At 66.4% G+C, this 13914-nt stretch carries 16 protein-coding genes; 8 read left to right on the top strand and 8 right to left on the bottom strand.

Annotated elements, in window-relative coordinates:
* Nucleotides 1-319: 319 nt before the first annotated feature.
* The 6 genes from rpsB (at nucleotide 320) to ACFTSA_RS04230 (ending at nucleotide 5303) form a co-directional block, all read left to right on the top strand.
* Complete coding sequence (rpsB, locus tag ACFTSA_RS04255) at nucleotides 320-1189, top strand: 30S ribosomal protein S2 (RefSeq protein WP_102970810.1); 870 nt, start codon at nucleotides 320-322, stop codon at nucleotides 1187-1189.
* A 126-nt stretch (nucleotides 1190-1315) separates the two neighbouring features.
* A complete protein-coding gene (gene tsf, locus ACFTSA_RS04250) occupies nucleotides 1316-2152 on the top strand; it encodes a translation elongation factor Ts (protein ID WP_377949880.1) in 837 nt (278 codons plus the stop codon).
* Between the two features lie 126 nt (nucleotides 2153-2278).
* On the top strand, nucleotides 2279-3016 hold the full coding sequence (gene pyrH, locus ACFTSA_RS04245) for a UMP kinase (protein ID WP_236807821.1): 738 nt from the start codon (nucleotides 2279-2281) through the stop codon (nucleotides 3014-3016).
* 96 nt (nucleotides 3017-3112) lie between these two features.
* Nucleotides 3113-3670, top strand: a complete 558-nt coding sequence (frr, locus tag ACFTSA_RS04240; RefSeq protein WP_076798197.1) for a ribosome recycling factor — start codon at nucleotides 3113-3115, stop codon at nucleotides 3668-3670.
* The gene (locus ACFTSA_RS04235) at nucleotides 3670-4593 is read left to right on the top strand and encodes a phosphatidate cytidylyltransferase (protein WP_377949879.1); all 924 of its coding nucleotides are present in this window, start codon (nucleotides 3670-3672) and stop codon (nucleotides 4591-4593) included. Before frr ends, ACFTSA_RS04235 begins: the two co-directional genes overlap by 1 nt.
* A gap of 122 nt (nucleotides 4594-4715) precedes the next feature.
* Nucleotides 4716-5303, top strand: a complete 588-nt coding sequence (locus ACFTSA_RS04230; RefSeq protein ID WP_377949877.1) for a DivIVA domain-containing protein — start codon at nucleotides 4716-4718, stop codon at nucleotides 5301-5303.
* Between the two features lie 11 nt (nucleotides 5304-5314).
* Here the strand turns inward: ACFTSA_RS04230 and ACFTSA_RS04225 are convergent, their stop codons facing one another.
* Genes ACFTSA_RS04225 through ACFTSA_RS04210 form a run of 4 tightly spaced genes read right to left on the bottom strand, consistent with a single transcriptional unit; the run spans nucleotide 5315 to nucleotide 9115 of the window.
* Nucleotides 5315-6781, bottom strand: a complete 1467-nt coding sequence (locus ACFTSA_RS04225; RefSeq protein ID WP_377949876.1) for a cation acetate symporter — start codon at nucleotides 6779-6781, stop codon at nucleotides 5315-5317.
* 37 nt (nucleotides 6782-6818) lie between these two features.
* Entirely contained in the window at nucleotides 6819-7181 is a 363-nt protein-coding gene (locus ACFTSA_RS04220; RefSeq protein ID WP_377949875.1) for a hypothetical protein, read from the bottom strand.
* A complete protein-coding gene (locus ACFTSA_RS04215; protein WP_377949874.1) occupies nucleotides 7178-7897 on the bottom strand; it encodes a LytR/AlgR family response regulator transcription factor in 720 nt (239 codons plus the stop codon). The genes ACFTSA_RS04220 and ACFTSA_RS04215 overlap by 4 nt, the downstream gene beginning before the upstream one ends.
* 21 nt (nucleotides 7898-7918) lie before the next feature.
* Entirely contained in the window at nucleotides 7919-9115 is a 1197-nt protein-coding gene (locus ACFTSA_RS04210) for a sensor histidine kinase (protein ID WP_377949872.1), read from the bottom strand.
* 164 nt (nucleotides 9116-9279) lie between these two features.
* On the opposite strand from ACFTSA_RS04210, the gene ACFTSA_RS04205 reads away from it, so the two are divergent.
* Together ACFTSA_RS04205 and ACFTSA_RS04200 are read left to right on the top strand one after the other, a co-directional pair.
* Nucleotides 9280-9675, top strand: a complete 396-nt coding sequence (locus ACFTSA_RS04205) for a DUF485 domain-containing protein (RefSeq protein ID WP_377950217.1) — start codon at nucleotides 9280-9282, stop codon at nucleotides 9673-9675.
* A complete protein-coding gene (locus ACFTSA_RS04200) occupies nucleotides 9672-11288 on the top strand; it encodes a cation acetate symporter (RefSeq protein ID WP_377949871.1) in 1617 nt (538 codons plus the stop codon). Before ACFTSA_RS04205 ends, ACFTSA_RS04200 begins: the two co-directional genes overlap by 4 nt.
* 183 nt (nucleotides 11289-11471) lie before the next feature.
* On the opposite strand, the gene ACFTSA_RS04195 is transcribed toward ACFTSA_RS04200, so the two are convergent.
* The 4 genes from ACFTSA_RS04195 to ACFTSA_RS04180 all read right to left on the bottom strand — a co-directional run bounded on the left by ACFTSA_RS04195 (nucleotide 11472) and on the right by ACFTSA_RS04180 (nucleotide 13869).
* A complete protein-coding gene (locus ACFTSA_RS04195) occupies nucleotides 11472-12098 on the bottom strand; it encodes a hypothetical protein (protein ID WP_377949869.1) in 627 nt (208 codons plus the stop codon).
* A gap of 18 nt (nucleotides 12099-12116) precedes the next feature.
* Nucleotides 12117-12521 (bottom strand): DUF4383 domain-containing protein, encoded by a 405-nt coding sequence (locus tag ACFTSA_RS04190; RefSeq protein WP_377949868.1) that lies wholly within the window; start codon nucleotides 12519-12521, stop codon nucleotides 12117-12119.
* Nucleotides 12522-12645: 124 nt separating this feature from the next.
* Complete coding sequence (locus ACFTSA_RS04185; RefSeq protein ID WP_377949866.1) at nucleotides 12646-13038, bottom strand: hypothetical protein; 393 nt, start codon at nucleotides 13036-13038, stop codon at nucleotides 12646-12648.
* 357 nt (nucleotides 13039-13395) lie between these two features.
* Entirely contained in the window at nucleotides 13396-13869 is a 474-nt protein-coding gene (locus ACFTSA_RS04180; protein ID WP_377949864.1) for an Lrp/AsnC family transcriptional regulator, read from the bottom strand.
* Nucleotides 13870-13914: the final 45 nt, after the last annotated feature.

Below are 13914 nucleotides of genomic sequence, written 5' to 3'. Positions count from 1 at the left end.
GTAGTACACTTGGTGGAGCAGTTTGCTGTGCCCTCAACGCATTCCATTTTGGTGGGTAGCGTCAGCACGCCCCATTCAGGAGTGCGGGGGAGCAGCAGCTGACTACGCGTATCCAGCCCTCCACAACCGGTAAGCAGTTGCTTCCTGCTGCGGAGGATTGTGCCTCTTGCGGTCAGGCCCGGCAACGGTCCTGATGAGAAGTGCAATGGATGCCAGGAGCCTGTGCCCGCCCGGGCAAGGCTAACTAACCGTCAACTATTGGCAGGGTAAGAGCGGCTGCGGCCGCTCTCATGAATGACCTGCCGGAAGGAGCGTCGGCATGCCCGTCGTAACCATGCGCCAGCTGCTTGACAGCGGCGTCCACTTTGGACACCAGACCCGCCGTTGGAACCCGAAGATGAAGCGCTTCATCTTCACCGAGCGCAACGGCATCTACATCATTGACCTCCAGCAGTCGCTGTCCTACATCGACCGCGCCTACGAGTTCGTCAAGGCCACCGTTGCCCACGGCGGCACCGTGCTGTTCGTCGGCACCAAGAAGCAGGCCCAGGAAGCCATCGCCGAGCAGGCCACCCGCGTTGGCCAGCCGTACGTCAACCAGCGTTGGCTCGGCGGTATGCTCACCAACTTCCAGACTGTTGCCAAGCGTATCCAGCGCATGAAGGAACTCGAAGAGATCGACTTCGACGATGTCGCCGGTTCCGCTTACACCAAGAAGGAACTGCTGCTTCTGCGCCGCGAGCTCACCAAGCTCGAGTCCAACCTCGGTGGTATCCGCAACCTGACCAAGGCACCGTCCGTGCTGTGGGTTGTCGACACCAAGAAGGAGCACCTGGCTGTTGACGAGGCCAAGAAGCTCAACATCCCGGTTGTGGCCATCCTGGACACCAACTGCGATCCGGACGAAGTCGACTTCCCGATCCCGGGCAACGACGACGCCATCCGCTCCGTGAACCTCCTGACCCGCGTTGTTGCTGACGCCGTTGCTGAGGGCCTCATCGCCCGCAACCAGCGCGCAACCGGCACCACCGAGACCCCGGAAGAGCCGCTGGCCGAGTGGGAGCGCGAGCTCCTCGAAGGCAGCAAGACCGAGGAAGCCCCGGCTGCCGAGGCTGCTCCCGCCGCAGAAGAAGCTCCCGCCGCAGAGGAAGCCCCGGCTGCTGCCGAGGGCACCGACTCCGCGAAGTAACAACTTCATCGGGATTTCCGGGCGCTGTCCGCAGCGTCCGGGCAACTGACAGGATGGCCGCTCACCAGGTGAGCTGCCGTCCTGTCGGTCCGTACACACAAAAATTTTCTAGACAGAGGGGTTCACATGGCGAACTACACTGCCGCTGATATCAAGGCTCTGCGCGAGCGCACCGGCGCCGGCATGATGGATGTCAAGAAGGCTCTCGACGAAGCCAACGGCGACGCCGAGAAGGCGATCGAGATCATCCGCATCAAGGGCCTCAAGGGCGCCACCAAGCGCGAGGGCCGCTCCACCGCTGAAGGCCTGGTTGCTGCCAAGGTCGAAGGCGGCGTCGGCGTAATGATCGAGGTCAACTGCGAGACCGACTTCGTCGCCAAGGCTGACAAGTTCATCCAGCTGGCTGACAAGGTCCTGGCCATCGCCGTCGAGTCCGGCGCCGCCGACCTCGAGACCCTGCTCGCCACCGATGTTGACGGCAAGCCGCTGTCCGAGGTTGTCGTCGAAGAGGGCGCAATCCTCGGCGAGAAGGTCGTTGTCCGCCGCATCGCCCGCATCGAGGGTGCCACGGTCGACGCTTACCTGCACAAGACCTCCAAGGACCTCCCGGCCCAGGTCGGCGTTCTGTTCGCTGTTGACGGCGAAGGCGAAGCAGCCACCACTGCAGCCCACGACGTCGCGGTGCACATCGCCGCGATGGCCCCGAACTACCTCTCCCGCGAGGACGTTCCGGCCGAGCTCGTCGAATCCGAGCGCCGCATCGCCGAGGAAACCGCAAAGGCCGAGGGCAAGCCCGAAGCTGCGATGACCAAGATCGTCGAAGGCCGCGTTACCGGCTTCTACAAGGGTGAGGTCCTGGTTGACCAGGCTTTCGCCAAGGACGCCAAGAAGTCTGTGGCGCAGGTCCTCGAAGAGGCCGGCGTCAAGGGAACCGCGTTCACGCGTTTCCGCGTCGGCTCCTAGTCTGACAAGCAAGGGGGTGGCCACTTCGGTGGCCGCCCCTTTTGCATGCACCGGCCACATAAGAAATATGAGCGCTGGCCGGATGCGCGATAACCTAGCTCAGAGTTCACCAAACCGGAAGGCACCATGGAAGCCGTCAACACTCCCGTCCAGTCAGAGAAGAGCAGGCGCCGGGTCCTCCTGAAGCTGTCCGGTGAAGTCTTCGGGGGCGGCAAGCTGGGCGTTGACCCGGACACCGTCCGCGCAGTCGCCAAGCAGATCGCCGCAGCCGTTCCCGACGTCGAGGTGGCCATCGTGGTGGGCGGCGGCAACTTCTTCCGCGGCGCCGAACTGTCCCAGAGCGGCATGGACCGCTCCCGTGCCGACTACATGGGCATGCTGGGCACCGTCATGAACTGCCTCGCGCTGCAGGACTTCCTGGAGCAGGCCGGTGTCGAGACCCGGGTCCAGAGCGCCATCACCATGGGTCAGGTGGCCGAGGCCTACATTCCCCGCCGCGCCATCCGCCACATGGAAAAGAACCGCGTGGTCATCTTCGGTGCCGGCGCAGGCCTGCCGTACTTCTCCACGGACACCGTGGCCGCCCAGCGCGCCCTCGAGGTGCACGCCGACGTCGTGCTCATGGCCAAGAGCGGTGTGGACGGCGTCTACACCGCCGACCCCAAGAAGGACCCGACGGCGGAGAAGCTGGAAAACCTCAGCTACGACGACGCCCTTCGCCGCGACATCCGCGTTATGGACCAGACCGCCATGACCATGTGCAAGGACAACAAGCTCTCCATGGTGGTGTTCGGCATGGAAGGCGAAGGTAATGTCACGCGCGCCATCCGCGGCGAAAAGCTGGGAACGCTGGTCACGCCCTAGTTACAGCTAGGATATTTCTAGGACGGTTCCGCCACTGGGCGGGACCAGGTTTGTGAAATGCCCGGTTGCCCGGGAACCAATTTCTGAGGAGAGATCGTGATCGAAGAAACCTTGCTCGAAGCCGGGGACAAGATGGACAAGGCGGTTGAGGTAGCCAAGGAAGACTTCGCCTCGATCCGCACCGGGCGGGCAAACCCGGGCCTGTACAACAAGGTCATGGTGGAGTACTACGGCACCCCCACGCCCCTGCAGCAGCTGGCTTCCTTTGCCATCCCGGATGCCCGCACCATCCTCATCACGCCGTTCGACAAGACTGCCCTGCGTGACATCGAGCGGGCACTGAGTGATTCCGAGGTCGGCGCCAACCCGTCCAACGACGGCAACGTCATCCGAATCACCATCCCGGAGCTGACGAAGGAACGCCGCAAGGAGTACGTCAAGATCGTCAAGTCCAAGGGCGAGGACGCCAAGGTTTCCATCCGCAACATCCGCCGCAAGGCCAAGGAAACCCTGGACCGCCTCGTCAAGGACGGCGAAGCCGGTGAGGACGAGGGCGCCCGCGGTGAAAAGGAACTCGACGCGATCACCAAGCAGCACGTCGACGGCATCGACGAGCTCCTCAAGCGCAAGGAAGCTGAGCTGCTCGAGGTCTGATGGGCCAGGCACAGCAGGCCCCCGGTTCGCGGGCCCGAACCCGGACCCGCCAGCCGCGGCCCAACCCCACCCCCGGGGCCGGGCGCAACCTGCCGGCTGCAATCGCCGTGGGCCTGGCCATGCTCCTTGCCGTGCTCGGCGGGCTGCTTTTCCTGCCACTCGGCTTCGTTGCCGTCGTCACCACCTTCGCCGCCTTTGGCGTGTGGGAGGTCTTCCGCGCACTCGAAGCGAACGGCACGCGCCTGCCCATCGTGCCCGTCATGGTGGGCACGGTGGCCATGCCGTTCTCTGCCTACTTCGGCGGGCTCGAAAGCCTGCTGTTTGCGATGCTCGCCAGCAGTGTGGCGGTGCTGCTGTGGCGCTCCGTGGAAAGTGCAACCGGCTCGGCGCGCAGCATTTTCGCCGGCGTATTCACCCTCGCCTGGGTGCCCTTCCTGATCAGCTTCGCGGCACTGCCGCTGCACGTCGAAGGCGGCGCCTCCCCGGTGGGCCCGTGGCCCGGCGGGACGGTGCCGGAGGGCGCGTGGCAGATCGTCATCCTGCTGCTCCTGGTGGTTTCCAACGACACGTTCGGCTACCTCGTGGGCGCGCGGCTGGGCAAGCACCCCATGGCGCCAAAGATCAGCCCGAAGAAGTCGTGGGAGGGTTTTGCCGGATCCATCGCGGGCGCCATGCTCGTCGGCATTTTGGCCAGCATTTTCCTGCTGGACAAGCCCTGGTGGGTGGGGGTTGTCCTGGCGATCGGCATGGTCGCTGCCGCCACCGCCGGCGACCTCGCCGAGTCGATGGTCAAACGCGAACTCGGGGTCAAGGACATGAGCAGCATCCTGCCAGGACACGGCGGGGTGATGGACCGGCTGGATTCCATCGTGTTCGCCTCGCCGGTGGCTTTCATGCTGTTCGTCCTGTTCTCCGGGGCCTGAGTTTTCCCGGCCGAGTTTTCCGGCAGGGCCTGAAATTTCCTGGCAGGGCTTCCGGCATCCGGCCGCGCGCAACGCCCTAGAATAATGCGGTTACGACCCGCCGAAGAAGTATCGAAGGAAACATGGTGAGAGTGGACAGCAAGCGTCAGATTCCCGCGTCGTTCGAACGCGTTGCGCGGACCGACTACGGCTACAATGCCAAGCAGGTGGACCAGTTCCTCCAGCAGGCCCGCGTATCACTGGAGACACCTGAGGCTGCCGCCCGCCCCATCAAAAGCGCCGATGTCCGGTCTGTGTCCTTCGACCCCGTCAAGGGCGGATACTCGGCCACCGCCGTTGATGCCGCGCTGGACCGGCTTGAAGATGCCTTCGCCCGCAGGGAACGGGACGATCTCATCGCCGAACGTGGCGAGGACGCCTGGCTGCGGCAGATCGGACAGCTGTCCGGGACACTCCGCGGCCGCCTTCACAGGCCCGACGGCGAGAGGTTCCGCCGCCCGGTCAAGAAAAAGGCCCGCAGCTACAACACTAAGGATGTGGACACCCTGTGCCGGGACCTCATCGGTTACCTGGAGCAGGACAAGCCCCTCAGCGTCGACAACGTCCGCCGGGCAGTCTTCCGGCCCGCGGTCGGCAAGGACGGCTATGAGGAGACCCAGGTGGACGCCTTCCTCGACCGTGTGGTCGAGCTGATGGCCGCCATCGACTGACGCCTCGCAGCTCAGCGTTCCGTAGCGAGCGGCCGTTCAGGCGTATGCAGCCTCGTCAACACCCTGGTGATGGTCCTTGGCACCCGGGAACTGGTGGCACGCGAGGCCAGGACCATCACGGTGAAGGCCACCGGCACCGTCCAGGCCGCGGGCTGCGCCAGCCACGGCGGTGTCCCCGCCGCACCGAGCACCGTTCCGGCCACCATGGCGCCCCCGCACAGCAGGCCGCCGGTCACCATCCCCGCAATCGCGCCGACGTCAGTCAGGCCCCGCCACCAGATGCCGAGCAGCAGGACCGGGCAGATCGTTGACGCCGTGAAGGCGAAGACGAGGCCCACGCTGCCGGCAAGCGCCAGTGAGTCCGTCATGAGCGCCAGGCCCAGCGGAACGGTGATCGAGACCAGTGCCGCCACCCTGAAGCCGCGCACGCTTCCGCCCAGGACGTCCTGGCTGATCACGCCGGCCAGCGAGACGACAAGCCCCGACGTCGTGGACAGGAACGCGGCGAAGGCCCCGGCCACGACCAGCGCGGACAGCAATTCGCCTGCCGTGCCCCCGACGAGGCGGCCCGGAAGCAGCAGCACCAGGGCATCCGCCTGCCCCGCCCTGGCCAGATCAGGGGCGAACAGCCTGCCGGCCAAGCCGAACGCCGTCGGAAAAAGATAGAACACGGACAGCAGGCCCAGCACGATCAGCGTGGTCCGCCTCGCCGAGTGCCCGTCCGGGTTGGTGTAGAAGCGGACCAGGACGTGCGGCAGCCCCAGCGTTCCGAACAGCAGGGCTACGAGGAGCGAAATGCTCTGGTAAGGGCTGGCAGGATCCGCTCCGCCCGGGTTCGCGGCCGCTTCCGCCAGCGGGTGCGAACCGTTGCCGGCCAGCACCAGCAGGATGAAGATGAGGGGCACGGCCAGGGCCGTGAGCTTCAGCCAGTACTGGAAGGCCTGGACGAAGGTGATTGAACGCATGCCGCCGGCCACCACGGTGAGGCACACCACCACGACGACGGCGGTTGAGCCAGCCCAGGCCGGCAGCCCCGTGGTGGTCCGGATCGTCAGGGCAGCGCCGTGCAGCTGCGGGACGATGTAAAGCCAGCCCACGATAACCACGGCAAGGCTGGTCACGCGGCGCACGGCCCGCGAATCAAGCCGGGCTTCGGTGAAGTCGGGGATAGTGTAGGCCCCGGAACGCCGCAGCGGAGCGGCCACGAACAACAGGAGCATCAGGTACCCGGCGGTGTAGCCCACGGGATACCACAGGGCGTCCGTGCCGGACAGCAGGATCAGGCCGGCCACGCCCAGGAAGCTTGCTGCGGACAGATACTCCCCGCCGATCGCTGACGCGTTCCACCAGGGCGGCACCGTACGGGAAGCCACATAGAAGTCGCCGGTAGTGCGGGAGATCCGCAGCCCATAGAAGCCGATTACCGCCGTCGCCACAGAAACGGCCGCAACTGCCGCGATGCCCACCGCCGGATTCATCGGCGCTTCACCTCCAGGTACATCACTTTCAGGTGCATCATTTTTCCCCGGCGAGGTCGCGGTAGCGGGCCTCGTTCCGTGCCGCGCTGCGGGTGTACAGCCAGGCACTGATTCCGGTCACGGGGTAGATCCCGGCGCCCAGCAGGAGCCAGTTGAACGGAACTCCGGCGATGCGGGCCTCCGCCAGGCCCGGTATGGCGGCAAGGAGCAGTGGAAAGGCACCGAGGATCAGCAGGAAGCCGCCGGCCACCACCAGGGCAAGCCGAAGCTGGGAGCGGATGAGCGAGCGGACGAAGACCTGACCGACAGCCGACTCCTCGGCGGACTCCCGGGGCTCGGCCGCGGAGTCGTGGGAGATGCGGGACGCCGAGCGGGGCGCCGTGACCCTGACGCGGGTCATGCCTGCGGCCGGATCCTGGTTGCCTCAAGCTTCTCGCGGACGGCAGGCAGGTGCCGCCGGCTGATCGGCAGCTCGGCGTCCTCCACGGACACGCTGGGGCGGACCGCGGCGAGCTTGAGGTGGGAGATGTGGGCGAGGGCCACCAGGTAGGAGCGGTGGGTGCGGATGAAGCCGGCGTCCGCCCACTGCTGTTCCAGGTCAGCCAGCGGAACGCGGATCAGGTAGCTGGCATCGGCGGTGTGGAGCCGGGCATAGTCACCCTGCGCCTGGACGTACGTGACGTCGTCGCGCCGGATCATTCTGGTGGTCCCGCCCTGGTCCACGGTGATCATCTCCGGCGCCGTCCCGTCGTCGCGGATCAGTTCACTGATCCGGCCCACGGAGCGGGCCAGCCGCTCGGCCCGGACGGGCTTCAACAGATAGTCCACTGCCGCCAGCTCGAATGCCTCCAGCGCACAGTCCTCGTCCGCAGTGACAAAAACGACGGCGGGCGGCCGGCTGCTGCGGGATATGGCGCGGGCGATGTCCAGCCCGGACACGGCCGGCATGTGGATGTCGAGGAAGACGGCGTCCACCGACTCGGCTTCGAGGGCCCGCAGGGCCTCGGCGCCGGAGGAGGCACGGAGGATGGTGCCGATTCGCTCATCCCGGCCCAGGAGGAAGGCGAGCTCCTCGACCGCGGGCAGCTCGTCGTCGGCGACGAGAACGTTAATCATGGTCCTAGGTTAGCTTTCGGTTCAGGCATCGTGGTCCGGCTGGGACTTGGGGACCCGCATGGTGATGAGCGTACCCTCGCCGGGTGCTGTTTCGATCACCAGTCCGTGCTCGTCGCCGTACACCTGCCGTAGCCGGGCATCGACGTTCCGCAGGCCCACATGCTCACCGTCCACGTGACCGGCCAGCATGGACTGCAGCTGCACCGGATCCATTCCCACGCCGTCGTCCTCGATGGTGACTTCCGCGAACGCGCCCGAATCGTTGGCGGAGATGGTGATGTGGCCCGGACCCTCCTTCGCCTCCAGGCCATGCCGGACAGCATTCTCCACGAGCGGCTGCAGGCTCAGGAACGGGATCACCGTGCTCAGCACCTCCGGCGCGATCCGCAGGCTGACCTGTACCCGCTCGCCGAACCGGGCCCGCTCCAGCAGCAGGTACCTGTCGATGCACCGCAGCTCCTCGGCGAGCGTGGTGAAGTCGCCGTGCCGCCGGAACGAGTACCGGGTGAAGTCCGCGAACTCCACCACCAGTTCCCGCGCCCGGGCCGGATCGGTGTTGATGAAGGAGGCGATGGCGTTCAGCGAGTTGTAGATGAAATGCGGGCTGATCTGGGCGCGGAGGGCCCGCACCTCGGCCTCCATGAGGAGCGTCCGGGAGGCGTCCAGCTCGGCCAGCTCAACCTGCGCAGCCACCCAGTCGGCCACTTCGGTGGTGGCGCGCACCAGTCCTGCCCCCGCCTGCGGCGCGAAAGCGGCAACGGCGCCAACTACCCGTGCGCCGGCACGGACGGGCGCCACGACGGCGGCCGCCACGGATCCGGACTTGGGGGATTGAAGCTGCAGGTCGGCGGCGTTGAACACCTGGGTCCTGCCGCTGGTGAGCACGTCCGCCGCCAGCCCCATCAGCCCGGGCCGCAGCTCCTCTGCGGTCCCGTCCCAGGCCAGTACGCCGGAAACATCCAGGATGGCCAGCGCGTCACAGCCGAGCAGGCCGCGCAGTTGGCGGCTGGCTTTGGCGGCGCCCGCGGGGTTCAGACCGGTCCGCAGGTGTCGGCCTGCTTTTGATGCCGCGTGCAAGGTGTTGTAGGTGGCCCGCTCGGCGTCGGTGCCCAGCTCGCGGAAGGAGCGCAGCACCTTCAGACCGACGGCGACGACGACGGCCACCGCGAGAACGATGACGGCCACGGCAGCTGCGGAGTAGAGAGGGGAATCCGGCATGCTGCCCAGCGTAGCGTGTGCCGTTTGGCGCAGCATCGCCGCCGTTGGCCGACGGGCAGTGCGCAGCTACTGGCTTATCGTCCGCGGCGCGGGGCACAGTGATGGCAGTCACATTGGCTGGTGAAGTGCGGCCGTGTGGGAGTCAGTCTCATTGAGGAGGAATGATGGGTAACGATGCCCGAACCCAGGACGCGGCGGCGTCCGCGGACTTCGAGGAAGTCCAGGCCACGCAGCAGTTCCAGGACCTGCGCAAGCGCCACCGCAGCTTTGTGTTTCCGATGGCCATAGCGTTCCTGCTCTGGTACTTCGCGTACGTCATCCTTGCCGCCTACGCCGTGGACTTCATGTCCACAAAGGTGTGGGGCAACATCAACGTCGGCATCATCATGGGGCTCCTGCAGTTCGTGACCACGTTCGCCATCACCGGCTGGTACGTCAGCTACTCGAACAGGCGCCTGGACCCGATCGCCGCGGACATCCGGCACGGCATCGAAGGCCACGAGTATGACAAATCCGGCAGCAGCGCATCGGGCAATTCAGTAAGCGGAGGGGCAAAATGATCGCGATCCCCGCAGCCGTTGACGTCGCCGCGCTCAAGGACACCACGCTGCTGAACATGGGCATCTTCGCTCTGTTCGTCGCCGTCACCATGGTCATCGTCCTTCGGGCCAGCCGCAACAACAAGACCGCCGCCGACTACTACGCCGCCGGCCGGTCCTTCACCGGCTCGCAAAACGGCACCGCCATCGCCGGCGACTACCTGTCCGCGGCATCGTTCCTGGGCATCACCGGCGCCATCGCCATCAACGGCTATGACGGCTTCATGTACTCCATCGGGTTCCTGGTGGCCTGGCTGGTGGCGCTGCTGCTGGTGGCCGAGCTGCTCCGGAACACGGGCAAGTTCACCATGGCCGACGTCCTTTCGTTCCGCCTGCGCCAGCGACCGGTGCGCATCGCAGCCGCCATCTCCACCCTGGCTGTTTGCTTCTTCTACCTCCTGGCCCAGATGGCCGGCGCCGGAAGCCTGATTTCTCTCCTGCTCGGCATCAGTGACTGGGGCGGACAGGCGCTGGTGATCATCGTCGTCGGCGCCCTGATGATCATGTACGTCCTGATCGGCGGAATGAAGGGCACCACCTGGGTGCAGATCATCAAGGCCATCCTTCTCATCGCCGGTGCCGCCGTCATGACCCTTTGGGTTTTGGCCATCTACGGGTTCAACCTTTCGAACCTGCTGGGCGGCGCCGTGGACGCGGCCAACAATCCTGCCGTGCTGAACCCGGGCCTGCAGTACGGAAAGACCGAGACGTCGAAGCTGGACTTCATGTCCCTTGGCCTCGCCCTGGTGCTTGGGACGGCTGCCCTGCCGCACGTGCTGATGCGGTTTTACACCGTGCCCACCGCCAAGGAAGCCCGCAAATCGGTCGTGTGGTCCATCTGGCTGATCGGGCTGTTCTATATCTTCACGCTGGTCCTCGGCTACGGCGCCGCCGCGCTGGTGGGGGCGGACACCATCAAGGGCGCCCCCGGCGGCGTCAACTCCGCGGCCCCGCTGCTGGCCTTCCACCTGGGCGGCCCGCTGCTGCTGGGCTTCATCTCGGCCGTGGCGTTTGCCACGATCCTCGCCGTGGTTGCCGGCCTCACCATCACCGCCGCAGCTTCGTTCGCCCATGACATCTATGCCAACGTCATCGCGAAGGGAAAGGCCGACGCCGACACTGAAGTTAAGGTGGCCCGCCGCACTGTGATTGTGATTGGCATCCTCGCCATCCTGGGCGGGATCTTCGCCAACGGCCAGAACGTGGCGTTCCTGGTGGCCCTGGCGTTCGCCGTAGCGGCCTCGGCCAACCTGCCCACCATCATCTACTCCCTGTTCTGGCGCCGGTTCACCACGCAGGGCGCCATCTGGAGCATGTATGGCGGGCTCGCGTCAGCCATCATCCTGATCGCGCTCTCCCCGGTGGTGTCCGGCGGCGCCACGTCCATGATCAAGGGCGCCAACTTCGCTGTCTTCCCGTTGAGCAACCCGGGCATCGTGTCCATCCCGCTGGCCTTCCTGCTGGGCTGGCTCGGCACCGTCCTGGACAAGAAGCAGGAGGACCGCGCCAAGCAGGCGGAGATGGAGGTCCGGTCACTGACCGGGGTGGGCGCCGAGAAGGCGGTGGAGCACTAGCCTCGTCCGGTTGCGCTGTGAGTCCCGGGGTAACGCCGAACTCGGGAACTCCGGTGAACCATGACCTCCAGTAAACTGAACCGAAACAGGCAGGAGCCCCGCGCGCCGCGCGGGGCTCCTCCCGTGTCTGTCACCGATGCGCCTGCTACTGACGGCGCCTGCCGCCGTCGGCGTGCCAGTGGCTCAAGGCGAGTGATGTCCGCCGCTGTGTTCACCATGCGGAACGGCGAACTGGCCGGCCGTCGACGCGGCGAGTCCCGGCGTCGTGATGACGGCGACCAGCAGCGCTCCGGCGAAGGCGGCGGCGAGCAGTTGCCCGGCACCCAGCCGGCCCGATGCGCCCTGGCCCGAGGTGCTCTGGGCCGGCCCGCCGGGAACACCCGGGGACCTGCGGCCGAGCCACGACGTGGCCGCGAGGATCATGAGGGTCAGCAGCACGGCGGCGAGGTGGCTGATGCCGAGGCCCGCCATGCCGCCGCCTGCGCCCAGAATGATGGCAACCACGTGCACGGCGGCTGCGGCGGGGAGCAGGATGGCGGAGGTCCGCGGCAGCGGGAAGCGGCTCCGCCTAAGCCCGGCCACCGTCCAGCCCAGCAGGCTCGTTCCCCAGAGCAGGGCGGCCGCGGCGCCGGCTGCCCTCACGGGGAGGGCAGGGCCGGCGGCGCCAAACAGGCTGGAAGCGACGGCGAGGTTGACCGCTGCGGCGCCCAGCCCGGCAAAGGCGGCGACGAGCCGCACGGCATCGGAACAGGACATGTCCGGCGTTGCCGGGGTTCCCGCGGTTGCCGGGATGGCCTGGCTGGTCATCATCTTTCGACTCGGGGTCTCTTAGGCGCGGGCTGTGGCGGGGGCCTTGTCCAGGGACACGCCGACGCCGAGCAGCAGGACGGCGCTCGCCAGGTGGAGAACGTTGTCCGCGCCGTTGAGGGCAATGATGTTGAGCGGGGAACTGAGAAGGAACAGGCCGAGGATGCCCACCAGCAGGTAAACGGCACCCACTGCCGTGTTGACGGTGCGCGAAAGCTGGAGGTCCTTGACGCCGGCGTAGAGCAGGGCAGCGCCGATGGCCAGGTGGATTATGTTATGCAGCGGGTTGACCTCGAAGATGATCAGGTTGGTGCCTTCGGTGGAGAAGAAGCCGACCCCCGAGGTCACAGCGAAGCCGACGATACCCACCAGCAGGTAGACGGCTCCGAAAACTGTGGCGACAAGTCGGTTGGGTGAATTGCGCATTGCCCATTTCCTTCCGGTTTGAGCCGGGGCTGTTTCCCCGGCCTGTTTTGCGGAGTCCAGGGCGGACCCCTCGGAAGCAATTCGGGCCTGGTGTGCGCTTGGATGGGTGGCGCTCAGATCGGGGTCAGGCCTTTGGCCGGAGCTTGATGGTGACCAGCTTGAGATCGTCCTTGCCGGCGAAGCGGTACACGAGTTCGATCTCCTTGCCAGGGCATTTGATGAGCCCGGCGACATCCGCGATGTTGTTCTCGTTCTGCGTGCTGACTTTGAGGTCGTCGTAGGCCGTGGTGCAGGCCGGTTCCAGCTGAAGGCTCTTGACGCCCGAAGCGAATTCCTCGCGGCTCAGCTGCTCTTTGAGGCTGGGGTCCATGTAGTCGTTATAGGCCTTGTCGGTGTCGCCGGCGATGACCAGCTTGGTGAACCCGTCGGCGAGGTCCCCGGCCTGCCTTGTGGCCCCGCCCACAAGGTTCACCAGGAGCAGCACCCCGACGACCACCAGCAGGAGCACGCCTGCCACGATGCCCACCACAATCCAGAGGCCCTTCCGGCTTTTGGCTGGGGGCAGGCCGGGCAGGCCGAACGGCGAAGAAGGGAGCGCCCGCCGGCCAAGGGGTTGCCGCGGGCGGGATGGATACGGTCCAGCTTGCTCTGGTCCCGGCTGGTAGGGGCCGGGCTGGTGGGGGCCCGGCTGCGGGGGACCGGGCTGCTGCGGGGGGAGCGGGGGATTGCTCAAGGGTGGGCCTTTCCGGCACCGCACCAGCGGCGCTCCAACTAACGGGGGCACAGCCGGCGCCCGGTCACTTTTGTGGAATAGCCTATAGCGCCGGAGGCCCGGAACATCCATGTCGTCCCGTGGTTACGGCGTCTGTTCCGGTCAGTCTTCCGCTGAGTTGCGCTCAAGCAGTGGCTGTATCCGGAAAGGGATCAGTTCACCCATGGCCAGGGCCGTATCGGTCCTCTCGACGCCGTCGCAGGCCAGGATCTTCCCGTTGATCCGGAAGAGGTCCTCGGCGTCCAGTGCCACCACGCGCAGCAGCAGGTCCGCGGAGCCCGTCAGGCCGTAGCCCTCGAGGATCTCCGGCACGGCCGCCAGCTCCTCGGCGAGGGAGCCGAGCTTTTGCTGCTGGACATGCACCGAGATGAAAGCCATCAGCGGATAGCCCAGGGACACGGGGTTGATGCGCCGCTCGAACGACAGGAAAGCGTGCTTCTTCTCGAGCTGGGCCATCCGCGCCTGGACGGTGTTGCGGGAAAGCCCAAGCCTCTGGGCCAGGGCCACCACCGTGCGGCGGGGGTCCTGCGCCAGGGCGGAGAGCAGCCGGGTGTCTGTGCCATCCAAAGCTTGCATAATGCGCAAGGCTAGCACGGTCTGAGTCTGCCAGACAGTGCATTG

Source organism: Arthrobacter sp. NPDC057013, from assembly GCF_042674585.1.
GTDB lineage: Bacteria > Actinomycetota > Actinomycetes > Actinomycetales > Micrococcaceae > Arthrobacter.
Note: the sequence above shows the minus strand (reverse complement) of the source record. Positions and strands in the feature narration are given on the sequence as shown.